We start from the raw sequence: 26,228 nt of genomic DNA, 5'->3' as shown, positions 1-26,228 counted from the left end.
TTCAAACGTGTTTTTTTACATGCTTATTACAGCTTCATTTTTAAATTGCAAATCGAACAATTTTTTATACTGCCCGTTTTGCTTGAGTAATTCCTGATGATTGCCAGATTCAATTATTTTTCCGTGATCCATCACAATTATTTTATCCGCTTTCTGAATAGTAGCAAGCCTATGCGCAATGATGATAGATGTTCTGTTTTGCGTTACTTTATCGGTGGCATATTGAATTAATTTTTCGGATTCTGTATCAATGGAAGAGGTGGCTTCATCCAAAATTAAAATTTTCGGATTGTAAACGTAGGCACGAATAAATGAAATTAATTGCCGCTGACCGACAGATAACATAGCACCACGTTCCATCACATTGTAATCGTATCCGCCAGGCAAACGACTGATAAAATCGTGCGCACCAACAATTTTAGAGGCTTCGATAATTTGCTCGCGCGTGATTGCTGGATTGTTGAGTGAAATATTATTAAGAATGCTATTCGAAAACAAAAAAACATCTTGCAAAACCACAGCAATATTGCGATTTAGGTTTTGAACGGTATACTCTTTTATGTTGATGCCATCAATTAGAATTTCGCCTTTATTCAATTCATAAAAGCGTGTTAGAATATTGATGGTGGACGATTTCCCTGCGCCAGTAGCTCCTACCAAAGCAATTTTCTCACCTACTTTGGCAGTAAAAGAAATATTTTTTAGTACCCAATTTTCATCATTGTACGCAAACCAAACATTTTTAAATTCGATGTTTCCAAGCATATTTTTTTCGTGTATTTTCCCAGAATCTTCCATTGCCACGTTGGCATCAAATACTTGAAAAACACGCTCAGAGCTAACCATTCCCATCTGCAAGGTATTGAAACGATCAGCGAGCATCCGTATCGGACGAAACAACATACTTGTAAACAATATAAACTCAACCAATTCACCCACGCTGGTGGTGTGTTGCAAAATTCCTTTTCCTGCCCACCAAACAATCAGCGCAAGCGAAAGAGATGACAAAATCTCGACCACTGGGAAGAAAATCGAATACGCCAAAATGGAACGAATATTTGCTTTTTTATGTTGATTATTAATGGCTTCAAATTTATTTAGTTCCGCTTCTTCTTTATTGAAAATTTGAACAATCGCCATGCCTGTGATATGCTCTTGTACAAAGGCATTTAGCCGCGCAATTTGAGTACGAACATCCTGAAAAGAATTGTTGACAGAATTTTTAAACCAATACGTAGCCACCAATAAAATAGGGATGGGAAGTAAACAAACAAACGTTAATCCTATGTTTTTGCTGAACATCACCAATATAATAACCAGTATTTTCAAAACATCGCCCATAATGATGATTAAGCCTTGCGAAAAAATATCTGAGATGGTTTCGATGTCGGAAACAACTCGTGTAACTAAGGTTCCGATAGGAGTTTGGTCGAAATATTTTAACCGCAATCCGATAATGTGATTGTACAAATTAGAGCGTAAATCTTTGATAATGGTTTGTCCCAACCAATTGGTAGAATACGTGCTTAAAAACTGTAAAATACCTTCCAAAAAAAGCAACCCTATTAAAAAACACGTAGCTGTTAATAGTTTATCAGCATGTGGTGTTACCACATAATGATCGAGCATGTATTCGATTAACATCGGGCGAATAGGGGAAACAAAGGCGAGTAAAGTGGTCGCAATCATCGACCAAACAAAAATATTTTTATAAGGTTTTACATAACTCAAAATTCTTTTCAGAAGGCGGTAATCAAAAATTTTGCCTGCAACCGATTTTTTTTTAGTAGAATTTTTCGACACGTTTTTTATAAATAATAGATGATTTTAACTTAACCAAATTTTTTCAGGATAGTCTATTTTTGTGAGATACAAGCCGTGTGCGGGAACTGAAAGTCCAGCTTCGCAGCGATTTTTTGCATCAAAAATAGTTTGCATTTCTACTGCTTTTATTTTTCCGAAACCGATTTCCAACATCGTTCCCACCAAGGAACGAACCATGTTTCGTAAAAAACGATCTGCTTGAACCGTAAAAATAAGTAAGTCTCCTTGCTCTTCCCAATCAGCCTTTTTAACAGCACAAATATTATTTTTCACTTGTGTATTTACTTTACTGAAGCTCGTAAAATCAGTGTTTCTTACCACAATAGCAGCAGCTTTGTTCATACTTTCCAAATCTAATTTTCCGTACAAATAGTAGGCGCTATCTGCTAAAAAAGGATCTTTTTTTCGATTCACAAAATAGCGATATGTTCTGGAATGTGCATCAAATCGAGCATGAGCATTGCTTTGGACAGGAATTATTTTCTGAATCGCAATGTCTTCCGGTAATAGCACATTTAATTTAAACAGCCATTTTTGCGGATCAATGTGTACATCTTTTTTTTCGGAATCAAAATGCGCAAAATATTCCTGCGCATGCACGCCAGTATCTGTACGACCTGCACCTGCCACCGTTATTTTTTCTGCCAAAATCTTTGTCAATACATCGTCCAATGTTTGTTGAACAGTTTTCGGCGTATTTTCCTGCGCTTGCCAACCGTGGTAATGCGTTCCTTTATAAGACAATTGTAGAAAATAGCGATTCGGCACTCCTGAAAAATTATTTTTTTGAAGCGCAAAAATACAGAAATAATATGACGCATTAAAATGATTTAGCAAATCACAAATAAGCAATTACATCGATTGGTATTTACGCTCGTTGGGAAAAAAGCCGCTCGAAAAATTATTTTTTTGAAAGCTATTTTCTGATTTGAAAAAATAATTTTTCGAACCCAAATTTTATTTTTCTAATTTCGCAAATCAGATTCCGTTAAATGGAAGGTTGCTTTGTATTGATTTTCTTACATCACAAAATAAATTTTCATGAAAGTATTACTTGTTGAAGACGAACCCAAAGTAGCATTGCTTATAAAGCGCGGTTTAGATGAACAAAATTACAAAGTAACCTTAGCGCACGATGGCGAAGAAGGAAAAAAACTGGCGCTCGAAAATACGTTTGACATTATTATTTTGGACGTTTTATTACCTCAATTAAACGGTATCGAAGTGTGTAAGCACATCCGAAAATCCAATCAGCAAGTACCAGTTTTAATGCTTACAGCCCTTGCTACGACAAGCGATAAAGTAATTGGATTGGACGCTGGTGCGGATGATTATCTTACCAAACCATTTAAATTTCAGGAATTACTTGCCCGCGTGCGCGCACTTACTCGAAGAAAAAATGTACAAGTAACCAACAAAATTTTCACGCTTGCTGATTTAGAATTAAATGCTGATAACAAAACTGTAAAACGTTCCGAAAAGCCCATTAATCTGACCGCGAGAGAATATTTTTTATTGGAATTTTTCATGAAAAACCAAGGCAAAGTACTTTCGCGTGCAGAATTGGCAGAGAACGTTTGGGAAATTTCTTTCGATACAGGAACCAATGTGGTGGACGTTTACGTGAATTATCTTAGAAATAAAATTGACAAAAATTTTTCTCCAAAATTAATTCACACCGTAATCGGCATGGGTTATGTGCTTCGGGTGGAACACGAAAATAAATGAGAATACGTAACAAACTTACGCTCACCTATACGCTCATCATTGCAATTATCCTGCTTTTTCTCAATTTTTTAATTTATTATTTTACCGTTTTAAATACGAAACAAGATTTTTATGTGAAATTAAAAGAACGTGCTTTTATTGCTGGCGAAGTTTTTTTGGAACAAGACGAATTGAGTCCGAAACTTTTTCAAGATATCAAAAATAAATTTTTACAATCGCTCCCAAACGAAATTGTGAAACTATACGACAAAAATGATAATCCTGCTTTTATTGATGTATCTGAACAAGGAATTTTTACGAATGATAAAATAAATTTAGCACGCGCAAATAAATTAGTAGAATACGAAATCGACAACCGACAAGTGGTTGGAATTTGTTACGACGACAATCAAGGACAATTTATCGTAATGGCTTCTGCCGTTGATTTGCCAGGCATGGAGCGTTTAATGTATTTGCGCGAAGAATTATTTCTGGGGTTTATTTTGAGTTTGATTATCGTTTATCTTTCGGGAAGGTTTTTTTCCATTCAAGCTCTTAAACCAATGTCTAACATTGTGAAAGAAGTGAATGCCATTGGTGCTTCTAATTTGCATTTGCGCGTCAATCAAGGAAACGGGAAGGACGAAATTGCAGAGTTAGCAGTTACTTTCAATAATATGTTAACGCGTTTGGAAACTGCTTTTGAAGTGCAGAAAGATTTTGTGAGCAATGCTTCGCACGAATTACGAACGCCACTTACCACCATTATTGGTGAGATTGATGTTTCCCTAAGTAAAGAACGAAATGAAGTGGAATACCGAAAAGTATTGAATTCCGTGCTTTCAGAAGCCGAACGTTTGAGCAAAATGACGAATGGTTTATTAGACATGGCGCAAACAGGTTTCTACAATACAGATTTAGTAACCGAAGAAGTTCGTTTGGATGATTTATTGTGGGAATCGAAAAGTGAAGTCGAAAAAAAAATTCCCGGAGTAAAAATTCACATCGAATATACTAACATGCCAGAAGATGCTTCTGCGCTTATTATCAAAGGAAATAAACAATTGCTGCACATCGCTTTCGAAAATATTTTTGAAAATGCTTCTAAGTTTTCAGATAATAAAATTGTAACAGGACATTTAGAATATGCGACAGATAAAATTCGCATTACCATTTTAGATAGTGGAATTGGCATTCCAGAAGCAGAGCAAAAAAAAGTGCTTGATTCGTTTTACCGTGCAGAAAACGCTCGAAATTATACCGGTTCCGGAATCGGACTTTCCCTCGTCAATCGTATTGTTCAGTTGCACCAAGGAACTTTGAATATTACTTCAGAAATCGGAAAAGGAACTTCTGTAGAACTCACATTTAACACAATTTAGCGCCTCCTAACGCTCTTTTAACGGGATTCTAATAAGAATTTAATTTTACCTCCTTCGTCTTTTTATAAATTTGCGCTCTGTTTTTTAGAAGATGATAAACACAACAACCAAAAAAATAATTTTCGGAAGCCTCTTTTTACTCACACTTTCCTTTGATAGTAAAGCACAAGCGGATAGTCTGAAATTATATACCGACACCGTACATTTGGATATGAACGCGGTGGAACAACGTTTTGTGAGCAAAAGTTTAGTTCTGATTGCTGCTAAATACAATGTAGACATCGCGCAAGCCAATGTGCTTCAGGCAAAATTGTGGTACAATCCGAATATCTCTGTACAAACAGGTTTTTACGATCCGATCACACATTCTTTTTTTAATCGTGGCGATAATGGAAATGTGGACGCACAAATACAACAAGAATTTTCGATTGTCGGAAAATATACCAATACGGTTCGCTTAGCAAAACTTTCTGCCGATGAGGCTGAGTTGGCTTTTGAAGATGTCATCCGAAGTTTAAAATTGCAATTGCATACAGATTACGGAAACATCTTGTATCTCCAACAACAAATAAATGTGTTTCACCGCCAGCAAAGTGAATTAACACACTTGATAGAAAGTTCCGAGCAAATGTTCAAACTGGGCGCAGCTTCTGGAGATGACGTATTACGACTTAAAGCAGAGTTAAATGATTTGGAAAATCAAGAAATAAACACGCTTTCTAACATGAATAATGCCCAAGCTGATATGAAAATTTTATTGTGCTATTCGGCTACTACTTACATTTCATTATCTGATATTACGCATGAAAAAAATACACTTCCACCTTTTACTCAAATTGTGGATAGCACTTTGAAATCAAGACCAGATATTTTGCTTGCTAATAAAGACGTGGATTTACAACGCATGAATGTGAAACTTCAAAAATCAACAGCTGTTCCAGACCCTGATTTTTTATTTTCGTATTCTCAACAAGGAAGTTATATCAACAATTACACAGGCATTGGCTTAGCCATTGATTTACCTTTTTTTAATCGCAATCAAGGCAATATAAAAGCAGCAAGATTTACGCTTCAACAATCTCAAGCAACGGACAGCATCAAAAATTCAAGCGTTCAAAACGAAGTGGCAGATGCTTACATTACTTACGCGCAAGTTCAATCTCGTGTGCAAAATATTGATCCTGAATATTCCAAACAATTGGATGATTTATTAACGGATGCCTATAAAAATTACAACAAACGTTACATTAATTTACTCGATTTTTTAGATCAATTGAGAACGTATATGTCTGCCAAATTAAGTCTTATCCAATTAGACAATAATTATTTCAACGCGGTGCAAAATTTCAATTTCAGAACTGGGGCACATTATTTAAAATAAAATCATGAAAAAAATAAAGTTCTTATTATTGATGTCAAGTATTTCGATGCTTTTCTTTTTGCTGACATCTTGCGGTAAAAAAGAAGTGGAAACAACTCCCGAAAATGTAAACACAATGCCGCTTAGCGCAGAACAATTAGCGCAACTTAAATTGGATACTGTAAAACTTACGAATGAAGTTTCTGTGTTGAAGTTAAACGGAATTATATCTTTTAATCAGGATGAAGTAGCCAATGTTTTTCCCTTGGTAAGCGGTCATGTTAATTCCGTGCGTGTTTCAGTTGGAGATTACGTAACAAAAGGACAAATACTTGCTACCGTTCAAAGTGGCGATGTGAGTACGTATCAAAATCAATACAATGTAGCCGTTTCAAATGTTGCCATGACAAAAAAGAATTTGGACGTTGCACAAGAACTCTACAAAACAAATGTGTATTCAGATAAAGATTTAATCACTGCGCAAAACGATTACAAAGCGGCAACAGCCAATTTGGATATGGTAAGTCAATATTTAAAAATATTTGGAGCAACGGCAGGTAAAGCAGATGCAGAATACAAAGTAAGTTCTCCGATTGATGGATACGTGGTTCAAAAAAACCTCAACGAAGGAATGGATATCCGTCCGGACAACGGAAATAATCTTTTTACAATTTCAGATTTAAAAGATGTGTGGGTGCTTGCAAATGTTTATGAATCCAACATTGCAGATGTGCATTTGGGTGATAGCGTGGAAGTAAAAACATTGGCTTATCCAGACAGAAGTTTTCACGGAAAAATTGACAAAGTATTAAACGTTTTAGATCCAGTAAATAAAGTGATGAAAGTACGTATCAGCTTGCCTAATGCGGATTACGCATTGAAACCATCTATGTTTGCAAGCGTTACTATCACTAAAACAGAAAATACAAAAATGCTATGTGTCCCTTCCGACGCCATTGTTTTTGACAACAGTCAGAATTACGTATTAGTTTATAAAGACAAATCTACTATACTCATCCAACCTGTAAAAGTTGCTACAACTTTTGGGAACAAAACATTTATCGAATCAGGATTAAAAGAAGGAGACAAGGTTGTGGGTTCTCAAACATTGTTGATTTATCAAGCATTGAACGGTTAAGTAATCTAAACCATGAATAAATTATTAAAAGGCATATTATTTTTTTCCTTAAAAAATAAGTATTTTATTTTTTTCGCGACGGCTATTTTAATTGTTGCCGGCATTATTTCTTTTAAAAATATGCCAATTGAAGCATATCCTGATATTACTAATACGGAGATTACCATTATCACACAATGGCCTGGCAGAAGTGCCGAAGAGGTAGAGAAATTTGTTACCATTCCGGTTGAAATCGCTATGAATCCGGTGCAAAACAAAACCAGTTTGCGCTCAACAAGCGTGTTTGGACTTTCTGTGGTGGACATTGTTTTTGAAGACCATATTACCGATATGGATGCACGCATTCAGGTAAACAGTTTATTGTCGAATGCCAATTTACCAAATGGAATTTCACCTCAAGTACAACCTCCAACAGGACCAACGGGAGAAATTTATCGTTATACTTTAGAAAGTAAAATCCGCGGACCCCGCGAATTAAAAACACTACAAGATTGGGTATGTGATCGTGCCATAAGAGCTGTGCCAGGTATTGGTGACATAGTGAGTTTTGGTGGAATGGTAAAAACGTATGAGGTACAAGTGAATCCACAAAAATTAGTTGATTTAGGATTGACACCCTTAGATGTTTATACAGCTATCAACCGAACAAATATTAATGTAGGCGGTGATGTGATAGAAAAAAATTCGCAGGCTTATGTTGTTCGCGGTATTGGCTTGCTGAACGATATCAACGAGATAAAAAATATCATTATAAAAAACGATAATGGAGTTCCTATTTTAGTGAAAAATGTTGCCAATGTTGTCATTTCCAATCAACCGCGTTTAGGGCAAGTCGGCAGAACTGATGTCATTGACAGTGCAGGACATCGTGTCATCAGGGACAATCCCGATGCAGTGGAAGCAATTGTTTTAATGCGTAAAGGAGAAAATCCAGACGATGTGATCGCTAACCTCACCAAAGCAATTGATAAGTTAAATACTAAAATTCTTCCACCCGACACAAAAATAGTTCCTTATTACAACCGAAAAAATCTCACCACATTTGCTACACATACCGTATTGCACAACATGGCAGAGGGTATCATTCTTGTAACATTATTGGTTTTTCTATTTATGTTCAATTGGCGAACTACTCTAATTGTTGCCATCATTGTCCCTCTTTCGCTTTTGTTTGCTTTCATGTGTTTAAACACGATGGGAATGTCTGCCAATTTACTTTCCTTAGGTGCTGTAGATTTTGGAATTATTATAGACGGTGCAGTTGTTATGGTGGAAGGATTATTTGTGATGTTGGATCAAAAAGTGATTGATATTGGAATGGAGAAATTTAACAAACTCAGTAAAATGGGAATGATTAAATTGAAAGGGATGGAATTAGGAAAAGCCATTTTGATTGCAAAAATAATTATCATCACCGCCTTATTACCTATTTTCGCTTTCCAAAAAGTAGAAGGAAAATTATTTTCTCCGCTCGCTTATACGCTTGGATTTGCGCTGTTGGGAGCGCTTTTATATACTATAACATTGGTACCTGTTTTAGTAAGTGTTCTCTTAACTAAAAACGTACACGAAAAACACAATCCTATCACGCATATAATGTTTGGTATGATTATCAAATCATTTGATGCCGTTTCAAAACATCGTAAAACTACATTGATTATAGCAGGAATAGTAATTGTGGCTGGTTTGTATTCCTTTAAATTTTTAGGTTCTGAATTTTTACCGGAAATGGATGAAGGTGCGATGTGGGTACGAATTCAACTACCATACAGCGCTTCTTTACAAAAATCAGTAGAAGTTTCTACACAAGCACGTAAAATATTAGCATCTTTTCCACAAGTTGAACATGTGGTTTCTCAAACCGGAAGACCTGATGACGGAACGGATGTAACTGGATTTTACAACAATGAATTTGATGTGATTTTAAAACCGGAAGGCGATTGGACAGATACCATTTCAAAAAATGATTTAATTGAAGTGATGCGAAAAAAATTAGAAATCATTCCAGGTGCGGATTTGAATTTTTCTCAACCTATTTCTGATAATGTAGAAGAAGCTGTTTCGGGCGTTAAAGGAGATATTTGTTTGAAAATTTGGGGCGATTCTCTCAATTATATGGAAGATAAAATCAATCAAGCCGTTACTATTTTAAAAACAGTACCGGGAATAACGGATTTGGGAGCCATCAAAAATATCGGACAACCGGAATTAGACATTGATTTGGATCAAACAAAAATGGCATTGTACGGCGTAAGTACAGCCGATGCGAATGCCGTTATCCAAATGGCAATTGGCGGCGCGCCTGCATCTCAATTGTACGAAGGCATCGAGCAGTTTGACATTCGCGTGCGTTTTCCAGAAGAATTTAGAAAAAACGAAACGGACATTGGGAATTTAATGGTTCCGACGATGAGCGGTTCCGAAGTTCCGATTAAGGAAATTGCTAATATTTCTTTTAAAACAGGTCCATGTCTTATTTTCAGAGACGGTAACCAACGTTATGCTGCTTTAAAATTTTCTGTGGAAGGACGTGATATGGGAAGTGCTGTCGCCGAAGCGCAAGAAAAAGTGAATACTCAAATTCAGTTAAAAAAAGGATACACTATGAAATTTCAAGGCGATTTTGAAAACGAACAACGTGCTTCGAAACGCTTATCCCAAGTGGTTCCTATTAGTTTAATTTTGATTTTTATTTTGCTCTTCGCGATGTTCGGTAACTTTAAAGATGCCGGATTGGTTTTTCTAAATGTGCCTTTTGCCATCGTCGGCGGTGTGGCAGCCTTGCTTATTACAGGAACGCATTTCAGTATCTCTGCTGGTATTGGTTTTATTGCCCTTTTCGGAATTTGTATTCTCGAAGGCGTATTATTGATTACAGCATTCAAACAAAATATGGAAAAAATGCGTGAACAAAAAAACTCGTTGTACTTTGCTGTAAAATTAGGTGTAGTTTCTTTGATTCGCCCAGTAATGATGACGGCATTGATGGCAGCAATGGGTTTACTTCCTGCTGCAATTTCTACAGGAATTGGATCAGAAAGTTCCAGACCATTAGCACGCGTAGTCATTGGCGGAATTTTATCTTCGATGTTTTTTTCCTTATTGGTATTTCCATTGATTTTTGCTTGGGCGTATCGTAATGTGGATAAAAGGCACGAAGAGGAAGGTTTTAATACGCCTACACCCGAATTAAAAAATTAAATTTCTAATAAAAATCTAATTCATTTTTAACACAAGCAAGCAAATCTTGTTCGTAAATTTGTCCCAACAAAATGTTTTTTTCGTTTACAATTGTTTTAGTTAATAGTAGTTTGATTAATGTTAATTTCTCTGAGTTCCGCGGTTCAAAAATCGCGGAACTTTTTTTTTATAAAAATATCGTTTGAAAAATTATTTTTTTGAAGTGATATTTTTGCTTCTCAAAACCAGATTTTAAAAATTATTTTTTTGAAAAATTTATATAGAACAATTTGGAGACGATATCGTTGTAAGTGATTTACAAATCAAATTTTTCTTTTAATTTCAAAAAACGTTTTTCTAACAAATTGTAGGATAGATGAGCTATTATTATTGTTAATGAAATGCCAAGTATGAGAGCTATAAAATTATTTAACCTAAAAATCCTTTGATTGAATAAATTAATGAAATAAGGAATCGGCTTGTGATATAAATAAAGTCCGTAGCTAATTTTACCTAAATATTTAAGTTTAGGTAAATTGAGAATTTTACCAACAATACCTTTAAAACCAAAAAGCGAACCGATTAGTAAACTAACTGATAGCATAAGAACAGAAGATACTATAAACAAATGAGGAATTTTGAAATACAGACTTATTGTTAATGTAATCATAGATAATAAGATAATCAAATATTTAAACTTGTAGAGAGGAGATAAAAAATACTGCCCTTTTTCTTTGATTAAAACGGCTATCAATGCACCACTTCCGAGTGTATCGAAATGATAAAAAGTTAACATTCTTATGCGATCTATTTCGGTGAACGATTTGAAAAGTAAAGTTATTATTATAGTAACAAAAAGAATTTTGAGCAGTTTTTTATTGTCAATATATATCACCAACCAAGGCCAAAATATATAAAATTGCTCCTCAACTGCAAGTGTCCATAGATGATTTAGTTGAGTACCTTTCATTCCGTTCTTAAAGAACAAAATATTTTGCGTATAAGTGTAATAGTAAACAGCATCTCCTTTGTCCCATATATACAATCTAAAGACAATCATAAGAAATAAAAAAAAGGTTATAAACAGATAATAAGCAGGAAATAATCGCAGTGCTCTCTTTATAATAAAATTTTTAACAATTATAAATTTTTTATTTACTATTGATTTTTGTTCCAGTAAAATTGCAGTAATCAAGTACCCAGAAAAAACAAAAAACAAATCTACTCCAATCCATCCCAATGGAAAACTCCCTAAATTAAATACAGGGAGAAAGTGATAAATAATTACGCTAAATGCTGCAAATGCTCTTAATGAATCTAATTGTTCAATTTTCCCTATTCGCTTACTCATATATTGAATCTATATAATGCTACTTTAATTACCAGCAATCAAATATTAAGAATAAATCAGCTTCTGTTAAAAATTCTGTATATAAATCTCATTATATGTTCATCTGTTCAAAAACAGATTTGAAAAATTATTTTTTTGAAAGCTCAATAACGGCTTTCGCCATAGAATCCCATTGAAAACGTTTTTTTTCAATAGCTGCATTCGCAGAAAATTCTTGTTCCCGCTTATTATTATAGAAATCGAGTAAAGCATCAGCAATTGCCGTAGGTGCCGAATCCGTTACATAACCTACTTTATTGTGCGGAACAATTTCCGACAAACCGCCCACATCCGTTACCAACATCGGTCGTTCAAATTGATAGGCAATTTGCGTAACACCGCTTTGTGTAGCTGTTTTGTATGGTTGTACCACAATATCCGCAGCACAGAAATACTGTTTCACATCTTCCGAAGGAATGTATTCTGTTTTCAAAATCAATCGGTCTTGAAGATTATATTTTTGAATGAGTTCTTCGTAAAAAGATTTGTCTTCGTAGTATTCTCCAGCAATAATTAATTTTACATTGAGTTGTTTCAAACGTTCATCAGCCAAGGTTTCCAGCAATGTATCCAAGCCTTTGTATTTTCGAATAAATCCAAAAAATAAAATGTGTTTTTCGTTTTTATCGAGTTTTAAATAATCACAAGCGGCTTCTTTACTAATTTTTTCTCCAAAATTATCATACAACGGATGCGGATGAAAAACATAATTCGCATTCGGTAAAAAAGAAAGTAAATCATTTTTTACTTGCGAACTCATCACCACAAAACCATGATTTTGATTCAGAAAATACTTAGTAAGCGCTCTATCTCCAATTCTTTTTTCATGCGAAATCACATTGTCTAAAACCGAAATGATTTTTGTTTTCTTACGCAGCATTTTTGAAACGGTTCCGAGCGAAGGTGCAAAAAAAGGCATCCAATATTTCATCAATAAAATATCCGGCTGCATTTTTTTTATTTTTTGAGCCGTGGTATAATAACTGAAAGGATTAATGGTATCAAGCGTTCGGAAGGTTTCTATTTTGTCCGACGTATCATTTTCGGTTACGTATTGCGTTTTTCCAGGAAATAATAAATCAGGATATTGACGCGTAAACGTGTATGCATTTACCTTGTGCTCTTTTTGTAAAGCTTTGTACAAAGCTGTATTAAACTGAACGATTCCGCCTCTGTACGGATAAAAAGTGGAAAGGTAAGCGATGTTCATTTCAGCTTAATGCTTAGTTCGCCGATGGTGGAAAAAACTTTTTCTACGGAAATATCTTGCATGCAATTTTTGCTGCGAATACATGTATTTCCGTAATAACAATCGCAACCTGTATGAGGTTCCACAATAATTCCTTTTCCGTACAATTCAAATTCGTGTTTATTGAAAATATTATTGAATAAAAGCATCGGCTTTTTCAAACCAATTGCAATGTGCATCATCATCGAAACAGCAGTAACAATGATATCACAATTAGAGGTGAGCGCAATAAATTCTTCCAACGAAAAAGTGCCAGGATAATACGCGCCTGTTTTATCACGATACAAATTATTCATTTCATTCTCATCTTCTCCGCCCAACAACACGGGAAAATAATTTGCTTTTTGCAAACGAACAATTAATTCCAACCAATAATCAGAAGGCCAAAGGCGCGTGCTCCAACGTTTTCCGCAACCAGTATTTAATCCGACAATAATCTTAGTTCCTGCTTTTTCGCGAAGCACTGTCCATTTTTCTGCCAAATCCTTGTTGTAATTGAGCAAATACGGTTCTTGTTGAAAATCAAATCCGCAGATTTCAAAAATTTCTTCTAAATAATTCTTTTTATTCTGAATGGAAAGTGTGTCGAAAAGTCCGGTCATTAGCTTGTGTTCCGCTTTTTCGTTCGCAATGTCGATGTGATTGTTTTTCCAGATAAAGCCAAATTTCTCTTTCGCTTGTACATCCGATAAAAGTGCACAAGCTTCAATTTCTTTATCTAAATTAATTGCAACATCGTACTGTTGATGCGTGATATGATATACTGCATTGAAATCAAATTTGTAAATTTTATCAATTTTATCCGCAGGTAAAATAGCCGGAGAATGTGTTATCCAAGTAATGTGTGCATTCGGATATTTTTTTCGGAAACGTGTTATAAGCGGTGTAGAACGGATAACATCGCCGAGCGCACCTAATTTAATAATTAGAATTTTTGTTTTAATCGCTTTGTATTCTGTACACGTTGGACAAACCTGTCCTCTTTTTTTATTTGGAGCGCAAGGAATATCGCCTCTAAAATGAATGCAATCAAATTTTACTTCGTTCAACTTCATCTTTTTCTACAATTAAAAACCTGTTTTTTTATGAATTTGATAATCGTTTCTTTCCGGAGAATTTCTGGAAATTAATTCGCCTAAAAAGCCCGCCACAAAAAGCTGCGTACCAATAATCATGGCAAGTAACCCGAAATAAAATAAAGGTCTGTCGGTCATGCGGTAATCCAACCAAACGTATTTCGCATACGCGAGATAGGCGGCAATTGCAATACCTATCATAAATAAAATGCTACCCAATAATCCGAAAAGGTGCATTGGTTTTTTTCCGAATTTAGTTACAAATGTGATGGAAAGTAAATCTAAGAAACCGTTTACAAAGCGTTCCAAACCAAACTTCGTAACGCCGTATTTTCGTTCTTGATGTTGTACTTCTTTTTCAACAATTTTTGTGAAACCCGCCCATTTTGCAATCACCGGAATGTAGCGATGCATTTCTCCGTAAACTTCAATGTTTTTAACCACTTCTTGACGATACGCTTTTAAGCCGCAATTAAAATCGTGTAAATAAATACCCGACATTTTGCGCGTTGCCCAATTGAATAATTTAGTGGGAATGGTTTTGGTAATCGGATCATACCGTTTCTTTTTCCAGCCTGAAACAATGTCGTTTTTTTGATTGAAAATCAACTCGTATAATTCAGGAATTTCATCCGGGCTATCTTGCAAATCGGCATCCATCGTAATAACTACATCGCCTAAACAAGCTTCAAAACCAACATGAAGCGCGGCAGATTTGCCATAATTTCGGCGCATTTTAATTCCTTTGATATTCGGATTAGCAGCCGAAATGTCAATTATCTTTTCCCAAGATTTATCTTTGCTCCCATCGTCAATCAACAAAACTTCGTACGAAAAATTGTTTTTTTGCATCACGCGTGCTATCCAATCACACAATTCGGTCAAGGATTCTTCCTCATTATACAAAGGAACAACAATGGAAATATTCATATCAAGCTTGTGTATCGGGAGTTTCAAAAACAGGTTTGTCTTTTTGAAGAATAGCAGCAGTAATCAAGGAAATAATAAAGCCGATAAAAAGAAATCCCACGATGGTTATAATCGCCATAACACTAGGACTGGTAAATATTTTTATACTTTTCATCGCCATGTCCATAGCTTCAGGTGTCATATTTGGGGTATTTGCCATCTTTATTTGAGCTTGTTCCATAATCTGATTAATCAGATTTGGGTTAATAAAGGTCATGTAAATATACATGTAGGGCGCATACAAAACAGCCGTAACTCCGCTGATAAGTGTTCCAAAGCCAAGCGCTTTACCGTACGAAATAAATCCTTCCGCTTTCTTTTCTCTAAATTGCTTTGTAGCGAAAAAAATAACCAGTATTAACAGTAAATAACTGACGTATTGCGTTCCCTTTGGCGGCAAGCCTTTAATGGCAGCGTTCAAAATTAACGAATAAATAATGCACGCAGCAGCGGCAATAACACCAGCGATAAGCGCAGGAGCGAGAATAGAAGTCTGTTTTGTTTCCATGTTGAAAAATGTTATCGAGCAAAGATAATAATTAAAGTGAAAATAGCGCGTCAGTATGCTCGTTTTAAAAGCATTCTGTTTTGTTATTGTATTTTGTTACTGAGACCTATCCGTTTAGTAACGGTTCTAAAAGAGTTCTTTCTCAGTACATCAAAGAATGAAGTTTTAGCAGGATACTTAGAGTTCTTAGTGTGTAACTTACAGTTCTTAGGTAGACACTTAGAGCTCTTAGTAAGGCACTAACAGTTCTTAGTGTGTTACTTACAGTTCTTAGGTAGGTACTAACAGTTCTTAGTAAGGCACTAACAGCTCTTAGTAACACACTAACAGTTCTTAAGTAGACACTAACAGCTCTTAGTAAGACACTAACAGCTTATTCTTTCTCAGGATGAGTTGATACTTGGCAAGAATGAACTGATACTATCTGTTTATTAGTTCTTTTTTAGTAAATTTTAACACATACTAAACAATAATGAGTTAGTACTTGACGTTTTTAAACAAGTTTAACCCTAAAAACAAAAGAAAATGTCGAAAAGAACCGTAAGTGTAACCCTTCCGCACAACAGGCCGGAAGAGTTATTGCGTCTCGCTCAACGCATCATGGAAAAGAGCGCAACAAATGAGGAAGTAAGTCCGATTGCCCAATCCGATTTGGCAGATTTACAATCGCTTGCTACCGAAGCCGAAACCAACCGCATTCGCAGCATACATTTACGCGAAGAAAGCGAAAAGGATATGCAAGCAGCGCGCATCGCTTTAGGTATCGAGAAGGGGCAAACAGCCAGTAGTCCGAACACCCTCACGTATTTAGTTTCCAAAATGCGAGATGTTTTGCTCGCTCATTATCGCGGCAAAGAGGAACAACTGAGTCAGTACGGCTTTAAGGTAGTTACCAATTCCTTTTCGCCAAAAGGCAGAAGCATTAAGATTGCTAAAGAGTAAATTCCGTTTAATTTTCAGGAAACCACACCGCGTTTTGGTGTGGTTTCTTGTTGAGGTGAATTTATTTCAGCTACATTTGACAACAAACATCATAACATTCAGCACAAATGAAAAACTTATTTGATAAAGCAACCGCGCAAGAAATACAACAACGGATAGATAAATTAAATCCTGCTTCACAACGCCAATGGGGGAAGATGAATGTAGCACAAATGCTGGCACATTGTTCTGTTAGTATGGAAACAGCAACTGGACAATTGGTTATTCCACGTATTTTTATCGGCAGAGTGCTTGCACCTTTCGTAAAACCAATGATGTATAATGATAAATCGTATGGTAAAAACAGTCCGACAGGTAAAGAGTTTATAATTACTGACAAACGTGATTTTGAAAAAGAAAAAAGCAAGTTGAAATCACTTGTAACACAATTCTCCGAAGGTGGTGCAGCAAAATGTACTACACAGCCGCATTCCTTTTTTGGAAAAGCAACGTCCGAAGAATGGAGTAAAGGCATGTACAAACATCTCGATCATCACTTACAACAATTTAACGCCTAATAATTTCCTGAATATGAGTCATCAATTAATCGTAAAAAGCGATATTAAAATCAATGCACCATTGGCTAAAGTATGGGATGCGTTGGTGAATCCACAAAAAACAAAAATGTATATGTTTGGTTGCGAAGCGGTATCCGACTGGAAAGTGGGTAATCCTTTAATTTGGCGCGCCAAGGTAGAAGGCAAAGAAGTGGTATTCGTAAAAGGAATTGTGTTGCACATTCAAACCAATCGTCAGTTAAAATACTCGGTGATAGACCCCAATGCGTCTTATCCTGATGTGCCTGAAAATTATTTGAACGTTACGTATGATTTGTCGGAGAAGGGCGGAGTAACTCATTTAATGGTGCTACAAGACGGTTTCGAAAACGCAGCTGAAGGCGAAAAAAGATACATCGATACCTATAACAAAGGCGAAGGTTGGAACTCGATTTTAGTTGCTATCAAGCAATTGGTGGAAGGGAAATAAATGCGCTACTATCAATACCAATTCAAAGAAATGGCTACACAAAAAATAAGTTTACAAGTAAGCGATGGTACAAGTATGCAAGCTTACGTTTCGATGCCCGAAGGCAAAGGTCCGTTTCCGGCGATGCTTGTTTTACAGGAAGCTTTCGGAATAACTGCACACATTCGTAGCATTGCAGATCGCATCGCGAAAGAAGGATATGTGGCTATTGCGCCAGAATTATTCCACCGCAGTGCCGCGCCCGGCTTTGAAGCCAGTTATGGAGATATGACATCTATTATGCCCCATTTTCAAGCGATGAGCGTAGAGGGGATGTCGGCTGATATGAAAGCCGCGTACGATTGGTTACAAAAACAACCCAATGTAAAACACGCGAAAATAGGAAGTATTGGTTTTTGTTTGGGAGGCAGAGTTTCCTTCTTGGCAAACGCTGTGTTACCGCTTGCTGCGGCTGTTTCCTTTTACGGAGGAAAAACATCCGATTATGCGGATAAAGCGAAAGATTTACATGCGCCTCATTTATTCTTTTGGGGAGGTTTGGATAAACACATTTCTGCTGAACAGATAGACATTGTAATCAATGCTGTAAAAGCTGCGGAGAAACCGTATACCAATGTAGTGATTTCTAATGTCGATCACGGTTTTAATTGCGACGACCGCGCAAGTTATAACAAACATGCAGCTTCCGAAACGTGGGCAATGAGTATGGCTTTCTTCAAAAATAATTTAGGCGAGTAAAAATTAAATTTTGTTAATTGAAACAAGAGCTTCGAAAAATTAATTTTTGGACAGTTCTTTTTACTGTGTCCCCGTAATGGTGTCGTATTTATTGGAATTGGCGGGATCTACTTCCGTGAGGACGCTGACGACTTTCGTTTTTTCTTCGGGATAAGCTTGTTTAAATATATTGACAATTTCATCGGATTTGGCATTGAAGAAAAATTGCAAACCGAAAGAACCAGGCTTATCATTGTTAACTTTTTGCAATAACTGCAAACTTTGTAGGATGACAGCTCTACCGGCATCTTTGTTATCCGACATAATATCCAAGCCAAGGCGATGGTAGCGATAAATACATTCCCGCAAAGGCTTAAAATAAGGATCCAAAATGTTTTCGATGAGCCAATAGCGGTTCCGGTCGCTTTCATAAGGCTTCCAGCCTTTTTCAGCAGCGTTTTGCATATTGTTTACAATGGTTTGTGCTTGTTGAAAATAAGGCGAACCACCATTCAAAGAATACGAATCGTAATCCATTCCGATAATAGTATAAGCATAAAAAGCCAAAACGGACATCAAGTTGGGATTCACTGTTGTTTTAACAAATTCCATCGGTTGATATTGCAGGTATGAGAATTCAAAATCCTGATCAATGAAGTTAATCATAGTCGAATTGTATGAGCTTTTGTAAACAGGTCGCCGCGATTGTATTTGAATGGTTGCCTGAAATTGGTCGGTAGAAACCTGTTGCGTAACATTAATAAGGATACTGCATTCAATACGTTCGTCGTTTTTAAAAACATCGTTGGTAAAACGCGTATTGTTCATAAAGTCGAAGATAGAAGTTTGCAGGGTTTGCAGCACCAATTTGGTAGCAGATACAGATATGGCAGGCGATACAACAGATACTTGACAATTTAATTCCTGAGCAGAAACAATTGAAATAGAACTGAGAATAACTAAAATAATACTTAATAACTTACGCATGGTTGTGTGCCTGTAAAAAAATAATTTTTTGAACAATGTCTTTGGCTACTTCTGTTTTGGATTTTAACTCAAAAGTAGTCGTTTTATTATATTTGTCTATCAGCGTTATTTTATTTGTATCGTTTTTAAATCCGGCTCCTTTATCCTGCAAGGAATTGAGCACGATGATGTCTAAATTCTTTTTCTTCATTTTCTCCTTGGCATTGGCAAGCTCGTTTTCTGTTTCGAGCGCAAAGCCAACTAAAATTTGTTTATTCGATTTCATTTTACCGAGTTCCATCAAAATATCCTTGTTTCTACTTAATGGAATAGTAAAGGTTTCGGATGCTTTTTTTATTTTCTGTTTCGCAACAACAAGCGGTTTATAATCCGCCACCGCAGCCGCCATTACAACAATGTCTTTATTTTTAAAATTTGTTGTACAGGCTTTAAACATTTCGTCGGCGGATGTAACATCTATCCGCTTAATAGTTGGATGTTGCTGCTGCAAGGCAACCGGACCAGTAACCAAGGTAACATCCGCTCCATTTTTTGCAAATTCCTCTGCAATGGCAAAGCCCATTTTTCCAGACGAATGATTACCTATGAACCTAACAGGATCAATGGCTTCATAAGTGGGACCAGCTGTTACCAATACTTTTTTTTTATGTAAAAGCAATTTCTGTTCGTCTATAAAACGAATAATATCTTCTGGTTCTGCCATGCGTCCTTCGCCAAGTAAACCACTTGCTAATTCGCCAGTTCCAGGAGGAATCACTTTAACCCCAAAAGCAGCCAATTTTTTAAAATTTTCTTTTGTAGAAGGATGTTTATACATGTCTAAGTCCATTGCAGGAGCAACACAAACAGTACATTTAGCAGATAAGTACACTGCCATCAATAAATTGTCGGAAAGCCCATGTGCCATTTTAGCAATGGTATTAGCAGATGCTGGAGCAATGATGATATCATCCGCCCAAAGAGCTAAATCCACATGGTTTACCCATGATCCATCTGGCTTACTAAATTCGGAGTAAACCGTATTTTTTGAAAGCGTAGAAAGTGTGAGCGGAGTAATAAAATCTTTGGCGGCAGGTGTCATTATTACTTTCACATTCGCACCTGCCTTTACCAGCAACCGAATTAAGAAAGCACTTTTATAGGCAGCAATACTGCCGGAAATCCCGACCAGTATATTTCGTCCGTAAAGCATGACAAAAAAATTGCGTTCGAAAAATTAATTTTTCGAACGGTTAAAACTTATTTTGTAGGTTCCGAATCGGGTATGCGGTAATAGATTTTGTCTTCCAAAAATTCGTGTGTTGCGATTAAAGTAGGTTTCGGCAAACGCTCGTAATATTTAGAAACTTCTATTTGTTCTCTGTTTTCAAAGATCTCTTCCAAATTATCGGTATGAGTAGCAAATTCAGCTAACTTATTCGTTAATTCTTCTTTTATCTCCGCACTAATTTGATTGGATCTTCTGGCAATAACCACAAGTGATTTGTACACATTGCCAGTTTTAGAGTCAATTTGACGAAGATCTCTGGTAGTTGTAGTCAATTCTGCGTGTGTTTTTTTGTAATCCATGGGGTGTGTTTTTATGATTGTTTTTTTATTTTTTGTTGTTCTTTCAAAGCACTGTTGTAAATCTGCTCGGCATCTTTTAAAAATGCTCCTTGTGGAAACATATCCACATATTTAAGATAGGCACTTACTGTATTTTGAAGTCTTTCCGGCTTTTTTAAATCGATGCTGTTGATGGCAAGCAAGTAATTACTTTTCACAATCAGAAAATTAATTTCTTCCTTTTGTTTGATATCTGGATAATCTTTTAATACATTTTTGAAGGCAACGATGGCTGCTTTATAATCTTCGATGTAATAATACAATTTGGCATTTTCGTAGGCTTTCCGTTGTAATTTAGCTCTCAAATTATCAATCAACTGATTGCATTTTGTTAATTTATCACTGTTCGGAAATTGATTGGCAAATTCCTGAAAGGCTTGAATGGCAGTCTTTGTATCGCTTTGATCTAAACTATACGTGGGGGAATTTAAGTAATAACAATAGGCATACATGTACTCGCATTCCTCTGTATGCGGACTATTTGGATATGTTTTCGCAAAGGCGTGAAAATAATAACCGCCCAATACATAATCACCTAAATTATAATTGGTATAGGCGTAATAGTAATAAACGGTTTCTGCTTTATCTGTGCCTTTGTAAACGGTCATTAATTCTTCAAACAAAGGCAAAGCTCTAACATAATCGCCTTTATTGTAGAGGTCAATAGCAATTTCATATTTTTTACTGATGTCCGCATTTTTAATCATTTTATTGTATTTGCTACACGAAGAAAAGGTTCCAGCAAGTACTAAAATAAAGAAAATGATATGAATTCGTTTCAGCATAATAGGTTAAAAAAAGAGTGCAAATATAGCATTTCTTTGTCAAAAAGTATTTTTTTAATTTTCAATAAAACCGTATTTATTAATCAATTGATTTTCGATTAAAAATAATGTATCCGAAATGGAATAAAAAACTGAGCGAATTAGTGTTTACTGTATGGCTATCGTAATAATTAATACTCAAACTAAATGGACCGAAAGGCGTTTCGTAAATAGCTGCTGCCGTTGCAATATAATGCCTTATCGAAAGTGGTTTTCCGTAAACAGCTGTTAAATCCGTTTGTTTGCTAATGGCTTGATACGGTTGAAAAACGTAGCCTTCAAAACGAAGTTCGATATTCTTTTTAACTGTGATAATACTTTTTAAACCGCCTGCGGCATAAATATTTGCATGGTAGTTTTCTAAAAAAAGTGTTTGACTTTCAGGCGTAGGCTGAAAACCAGGAGAAATTAAAATGGTGGATGTGTAATTATTAAAAAATGGCTGGTTAGAATAAACCCCTTCTAAATAAACGCCTAAACGCAACGTACCTCGTCGTTTGTAATAATTGTCAAACGCACTTTTTAGCTGGATCCATTGATGTCCTTCTGTAGTTTGTTGCTTGTTGATGGATGTGGAACCGGGTTGTGTGTATTCGATGCCGTTTACATACGTTGCCTTTACAAAAAAACGAGCACCTTCAGTCGCGTATTGTTTTCTGTTTAAATTATTCACATCAAATGTTAATCGGGTATAAAAATTTCTAAAATTGGTTTGATCGGCGGTATCCGATTGTGTAAAAAGTGTTGTCTGATAATAATTATTTACAATGTCTCCAATCCCACCTGTAGCAACCATTTTTGCTTTGTTACCAAAAGGGAAACCAATATTTAGTTCTCCATATTGTTCGTTTTGTATCAAGTACGATGGCTTTACATCTTCAAAAAAAGCAGTGCTACTTTTAAAATAATCCCAGCGGTTATAAGTCATCATCGGTTCAATATAAAGTGGCTCTTTAAACGGAAAATCAATACGCGAACTTAACTGTGCCGAAGTATATAATTTTCCGAAATACGTATTTCCGCTAATGGATGTGGCCGTTTTGCCAAGATAATTGTATTGCAATCCCACAAAACCTTCGCTAATCGGACGATTTGAAAAATCGCCACCAAACTTTGCCAATAATTTTTTTTCTTGAACTATTTTTAAATTGAGCGTGTAAGATCCATCTGGATTGTAACTTGCCGTCGGATAAATACTTTTTATTTTATCATCCGCTATCAAGCGAAAATATTCTGGTCTTAAGCTATCAATAGGAATCGTTTTGGTTTTATGTCGCAATATTTTTTTTACATACGCAATTTGAACACGATTTAATCCCTTAATGTCAATATCTTTAAATTTCAAAGGCTGTTCCTTGTGGATAAAAGCAGCGCGCTTTTCTGCTAAAATTGTTGGGTCTACTTGACGTTGGATACATATTTTAATTTCTGAAATTTGGCGCATTGTAGCCGCATAACCGCTGTCAATAAGCTCTTGAGGATTATCAAAATCAAACAAAGCAATGTCTGTTTTTGGATTAATAATAATCCCATCTGGACAGTTCAGTGCATAATCTGTTTTACTCATGAGCATACTTTTAATTTGCGAAATGATGTCATCTGCTTTAGGCGGAGGAACATTTCCTGAAACATTGCTGCCAATAACATAGTCGGGCGAAAAATCTTTTTTCATTATATCTGATGGAAAATTATTGTATAAACCTCCGTCAAATAAAAGTTTTCCATCTACTGAAATCGGTTTTAAATAAAATGGATAAGACATAGAAGCACGAACGGCTTCGCTTAAATTTCCTCTTCTAAAAACCACAGTTTGTTTATCTTCTACATCCGCGGCTACGCAGCGAAAGGGAACCATTAAACTGTCAAAATTATAATGAGCCGCAGCCGCCGGTGCGGATAATTTTGACATCAAAGCAAAATCTACTGGAATGGGTGAAATAATATTTGTCGGAAGCGTTGTTTCTAAAGCCGAATCCAAAGAAAGTTTAATTGTAATCCACGAAGCATCCTCTTCTTTTTTCTTAAAATAATAAATGTATTTATTTTCGATTTGTCCGTACGCCCAATGTTTAAATTGATCCGACGTAACAATTTTTTCCATCTCCGCAGGCGTGTATCCAATCGCGTACATGCAGCCCACTAAAGCACCCATAGAAGTTCCAGTGATGTAATCAATCGGAATGTGATTTTCTTCCAAGGCTTTGATAACGCCAATGTGCGCCAAACCGCTCGCTCCTCCTCCACTCAGCACCAATCCTACTTTTTGAGCACTCACCGTATTCATAAAAAAAGTCATCAAAGCAATCGAAAAAATGCTTTCGAGAATTATTTTTTTACAGCGAACATTTTGTATTTTCATAAATGCTTAGCAATAAGCTCTTGCAAATCTACAAGATTTTAAAAGGATAAATATAAAATTACCACGTGAATTTTTTGTGAAGATAAAATGCTTTCGAAAAATTATTTTTTTGATGGCACTAAAAACCTTTTATTAATTCTGCAAAATACGCAGGACTTTCCAACAAACGCGAGCCATACCACGAAAATAATTCACCGTCCACAATTTTAATTTTTGCTTGCGGACAAATCAATTTAAATTCTTCGATGTGTTTTTCTTTGAATGGATAAGGTTCCGACGACAATAATATAATTTCCGGATTTGCCGCTTTCAATTGCTCTGCCGAGATTTCAGGATAACGCGTATTTCTTGTGTCTGAAAAAATATTTTTCGGGAACACATTTTCCAGTCCGCAAATACGCAGCATTTCATCTATAAAGGTGTCTTCACCAGCAACCATAAACGGTTTTTTCCAAATGAAATAAGCCGTTCTCAAAAATTTTTTTTTCACTTGCCGAAAAATTATTTTTTCAAATTCGATTTCTATTTTTTGTTTTATTTCTCCAGCTCTTTCTTTTTTATTAGTAATTTCTCCTATTCGAAGAATCATTTGTAGCGCATCATCCAGCGTTTTTATATCGCTGATCCAAACATTAAAATCGCGCGCCAATTCTTCAATTTGCGATTTTTCATTTTCTTCTTTATTCGCGATAATTAAATCCGGATTTAGCAATTTTATTTTTTCGATGTCAAGTTTTTTTGTTCCGCCAATGCGTGTTTTTTCGCGAAACCATTTTTCGGGGTGAATACAAAATTTGGTGATTCCGATTACTTCTTCATCTAAACCTAAATCGTAGAGTAATTCAGTCTGAGAAGGCACTACCGAAATTATTTTTTTCGGAATTTCGCGTAAAATAATTTCTCGATTTGTCTGATCGAAAAAATTATTTTTTTGAAAAGTATTTTTCATTTTACGATGAAAATAATTTCATCAATTACTAATCGCATCAATAATATCGTGTTTGGTAATGATGTGGATATTTCCTGCCAAATCCCTTACCAACACAGCGTTATTCTCTTTTGTAATTTTTTTAGAAACCTCTTCAATAGACGATTGCAACTCCACAAACGGGAATGGATTTTGCATTAATTTTTCTACTTTTTCTTGCTTCAAATCTGCGTTAGCAAGCAATTGCGTATATACGTGATTATCGTTTAATGCACCAATTATTTCATTTTTTCGCATTACTGGAATTTGAGAAATATCGTATTTCGTCATAATCTGAACGGCATCGTTTATCGACGCATCCGCATCTACTGTAAGTAAAGGACTGTTAATGTGTTTGCGAATTAAATCAATCGCTTTTGGTTTTTTAATTTCCAAAAATCCGCGATCGCGCATCCAATCATCATTAAACATTTTACCTAAATAACGCGTTCCGTGATCGTGAAAAATAACTACCACAACATCTGTTTCTTTCAATTGATCTTTCAATTGCATTAAGCCAGCCATAGCTGCTCCGGCTGAATTTCCAACAAATATCCCTTCTTTTTTTACGATTTCGCGCGTCATCAATGCTGCATCTTTATCCGTTACTTTTTCGAAACGATCGATGATACTAAAATCCACATTTTTCGGTAAAAAATCTTCGCCGATTCCTTCCGTGATGTATGGATAAATTTCATTTTTATCGAAAATTCCTGTTTCCTTGTACTTCTTGAAAACAGAGCCATACGTATCAATTCCCCAAATTTTTATATTCGGATTTTTTTCTTTTAAAAATTTTCCGGTTCCAGAAATAGTTCCGCCTGTTCCAACTCCAACAACTAAATGCGTAATTTTCCCCTCCGTTTGTTCCCAAATTTCAGGACCCGTTTGTTCGTAATGCGCTATTGAATTGGATAAATTATCTTATTGATTGGGTTTCCAAGAGTTCGGAACTTCTTTTTCCAAACGCGAAGAAACAGAATAATACGAGCGTGAATCTTCTGGATCTACATTC

Annotated in this window: 22 protein-coding genes and 1 pseudogene; 9 read left to right on the top strand and 14 right to left on the bottom strand. The window is 35.7% G+C overall.

Annotated elements, in window-relative coordinates; translation table 11 throughout:
• Positions 1-15: 15 nt before the first annotated feature.
• Both ABIZ51_10870 and truA read right to left on the bottom strand, forming a co-directional pair.
• Positions 16-1,803 carry an ABC transporter ATP-binding protein gene (locus ABIZ51_10870; protein ID MEO7089283.1) on the bottom strand — a complete coding sequence of 596 codons (1,788 nt, stop codon included), beginning with the start codon at positions 1,801-1,803 and terminating at the stop codon, positions 16-18.
• A 24-nt stretch (positions 1,804-1,827) separates the two neighbouring features.
• Entirely contained in the window at positions 1,828-2,661 is an 834-nt protein-coding gene (gene truA, locus ABIZ51_10865; GenBank protein ID MEO7089282.1) for a tRNA pseudouridine(38-40) synthase TruA, read from the bottom strand.
• Positions 2,662-2,865: 204 nt separating this feature from the next.
• Here truA and ABIZ51_10860 point away from each other — a divergent pair, with 204 nt between their 5' ends.
• The 5 genes from ABIZ51_10860 to ABIZ51_10840 all read left to right on the top strand — a co-directional run bounded on the left by ABIZ51_10860 (position 2,866) and on the right by ABIZ51_10840 (position 10,612).
• Positions 2,866-3,552, top strand: coding sequence for a response regulator transcription factor (locus tag ABIZ51_10860; protein ID MEO7089281.1), 687 nt, complete (start codon positions 2,866-2,868; stop codon positions 3,550-3,552).
• Positions 3,549-4,913, top strand: a complete 1,365-nt coding sequence (locus ABIZ51_10855) for a HAMP domain-containing sensor histidine kinase (GenBank protein ID MEO7089280.1) — start codon at positions 3,549-3,551, stop codon at positions 4,911-4,913. Before ABIZ51_10860 ends, ABIZ51_10855 begins: the two co-directional genes overlap by 4 nt.
• 91 nt (positions 4,914-5,004) lie before the next feature.
• Positions 5,005-6,294, top strand: a complete 1,290-nt coding sequence (locus ABIZ51_10850; protein ID MEO7089279.1) for a TolC family protein — start codon at positions 5,005-5,007, stop codon at positions 6,292-6,294.
• A 4-nt stretch (positions 6,295-6,298) separates the two neighbouring features.
• Positions 6,299-7,411 (top strand): efflux RND transporter periplasmic adaptor subunit, encoded by a 1,113-nt coding sequence (locus ABIZ51_10845; protein ID MEO7089278.1) that lies wholly within the window; start codon positions 6,299-6,301, stop codon positions 7,409-7,411.
• A 12-nt stretch (positions 7,412-7,423) separates the two neighbouring features.
• Positions 7,424-10,612: a CusA/CzcA family heavy metal efflux RND transporter gene (locus ABIZ51_10840; protein MEO7089277.1), complete on the top strand. Its 3,189-nt coding sequence runs from the start codon at positions 7,424-7,426 to the stop codon at positions 10,610-10,612.
• A gap of 295 nt (positions 10,613-10,907) precedes the next feature.
• On the opposite strand, the gene ABIZ51_10835 is transcribed toward ABIZ51_10840, so the two are convergent.
• The 5 genes from ABIZ51_10835 to ABIZ51_10815 form a co-directional block, all read right to left on the bottom strand.
• Positions 10,908-11,942, bottom strand: coding sequence for an acyltransferase (locus ABIZ51_10835; GenBank protein MEO7089276.1), 1,035 nt, complete (start codon positions 11,940-11,942; stop codon positions 10,908-10,910).
• Positions 11,943-12,069: 127 nt separating this feature from the next.
• Positions 12,070-13,191 carry a glycosyltransferase gene (locus tag ABIZ51_10830; GenBank protein ID MEO7089275.1) on the bottom strand — a complete coding sequence of 374 codons (1,122 nt, stop codon included), beginning with the start codon at positions 13,189-13,191 and terminating at the stop codon, positions 12,070-12,072.
• Positions 13,188-14,285 carry a glycosyltransferase family 9 protein gene (locus ABIZ51_10825; protein ID MEO7089274.1) on the bottom strand — a complete coding sequence of 366 codons (1,098 nt, stop codon included), beginning with the start codon at positions 14,283-14,285 and terminating at the stop codon, positions 13,188-13,190. The genes ABIZ51_10830 and ABIZ51_10825 overlap by 4 nt, the downstream gene beginning before the upstream one ends.
• A 12-nt stretch (positions 14,286-14,297) precedes the next feature.
• Complete coding sequence (locus tag ABIZ51_10820; GenBank protein ID MEO7089273.1) at positions 14,298-15,236, bottom strand: glycosyltransferase family 2 protein; 939 nt, start codon at positions 15,234-15,236, stop codon at positions 14,298-14,300.
• Position 15,237: 1 nt separating this feature from the next.
• On the bottom strand, positions 15,238-15,783 hold the full coding sequence (locus ABIZ51_10815) for a DUF4199 domain-containing protein (GenBank protein ID MEO7089272.1): 546 nt from the start codon (positions 15,781-15,783) through the stop codon (positions 15,238-15,240).
• 525 nt (positions 15,784-16,308) lie between these two features.
• Here ABIZ51_10815 and ABIZ51_10810 point away from each other — a divergent pair.
• The 4 genes from ABIZ51_10810 to ABIZ51_10795 all read left to right on the top strand — a co-directional run bounded on the left by ABIZ51_10810 (position 16,309) and on the right by ABIZ51_10795 (position 18,489).
• A complete protein-coding gene (locus ABIZ51_10810) occupies positions 16,309-16,725 on the top strand; it encodes a hypothetical protein (protein ID MEO7089271.1) in 417 nt (138 codons plus the stop codon).
• A gap of 107 nt (positions 16,726-16,832) precedes the next feature.
• Entirely contained in the window at positions 16,833-17,282 is a 450-nt protein-coding gene (locus tag ABIZ51_10805; GenBank protein ID MEO7089270.1) for a DUF1569 domain-containing protein, read from the top strand.
• Positions 17,283-17,295: 13 nt separating this feature from the next.
• A complete protein-coding gene (locus ABIZ51_10800; protein MEO7089269.1) occupies positions 17,296-17,751 on the top strand; it encodes an SRPBCC domain-containing protein in 456 nt (151 codons plus the stop codon).
• A gap of 30 nt (positions 17,752-17,781) precedes the next feature.
• Complete coding sequence (locus tag ABIZ51_10795; GenBank protein ID MEO7089268.1) at positions 17,782-18,489, top strand: dienelactone hydrolase family protein; 708 nt, start codon at positions 17,782-17,784, stop codon at positions 18,487-18,489.
• Between the two features lie 60 nt (positions 18,490-18,549).
• Here the strand turns inward: ABIZ51_10795 and ABIZ51_10790 are convergent, their stop codons facing one another.
• The 7 genes and pseudogenes from ABIZ51_10790 to ABIZ51_10760 form a co-directional block, all read right to left on the bottom strand.
• The gene (locus ABIZ51_10790) at positions 18,550-19,455 is read right to left on the bottom strand and encodes a DUF4835 family protein (GenBank protein ID MEO7089267.1); all 906 of its coding nucleotides are present in this window, start codon (positions 19,453-19,455) and stop codon (positions 18,550-18,552) included.
• Positions 19,448-20,647 carry a bifunctional phosphopantothenoylcysteine decarboxylase/phosphopantothenate--cysteine ligase CoaBC gene (gene coaBC, locus ABIZ51_10785; protein ID MEO7089266.1) on the bottom strand — a complete coding sequence of 400 codons (1,200 nt, stop codon included), beginning with the start codon at positions 20,645-20,647 and terminating at the stop codon, positions 19,448-19,450. The genes ABIZ51_10790 and coaBC overlap by 8 nt, the downstream gene beginning before the upstream one ends.
• Positions 20,648-20,694: 47 nt before the next feature.
• Positions 20,695-21,024 (bottom strand): DNA-directed RNA polymerase subunit omega, encoded by a 330-nt coding sequence (locus tag ABIZ51_10780; protein ID MEO7089265.1) that lies wholly within the window; start codon positions 21,022-21,024, stop codon positions 20,695-20,697.
• A gap of 11 nt (positions 21,025-21,035) precedes the next feature.
• Entirely contained in the window at positions 21,036-21,848 is an 813-nt protein-coding gene (bamD, locus tag ABIZ51_10775; GenBank protein MEO7089264.1) for an outer membrane protein assembly factor BamD, read from the bottom strand.
• A 79-nt stretch (positions 21,849-21,927) separates the two neighbouring features.
• A complete protein-coding gene (locus ABIZ51_10770; protein ID MEO7089263.1) occupies positions 21,928-24,246 on the bottom strand; it encodes a patatin-like phospholipase family protein in 2,319 nt (772 codons plus the stop codon).
• Positions 24,247-24,364: 118 nt separating this feature from the next.
• Positions 24,365-25,195 (bottom strand): helical backbone metal receptor, encoded by an 831-nt coding sequence (locus tag ABIZ51_10765; protein MEO7089262.1) that lies wholly within the window; start codon positions 25,193-25,195, stop codon positions 24,365-24,367.
• A gap of 21 nt (positions 25,196-25,216) precedes the next feature.
• Positions 25,217-26,228, bottom strand: a pseudogene (locus tag ABIZ51_10760) (pyridoxal-phosphate dependent enzyme).

This window comes from Bacteroidia bacterium, assembly GCA_039924845.1.
Classification (GTDB): domain Bacteria; phylum Bacteroidota; class Bacteroidia; order DATLTG01; family DATLTG01; genus DATLTG01.
The sequence above is the reverse complement of the archived record's forward strand: the minus strand, read 5'-3'. Positions and strand labels throughout refer to the sequence as shown.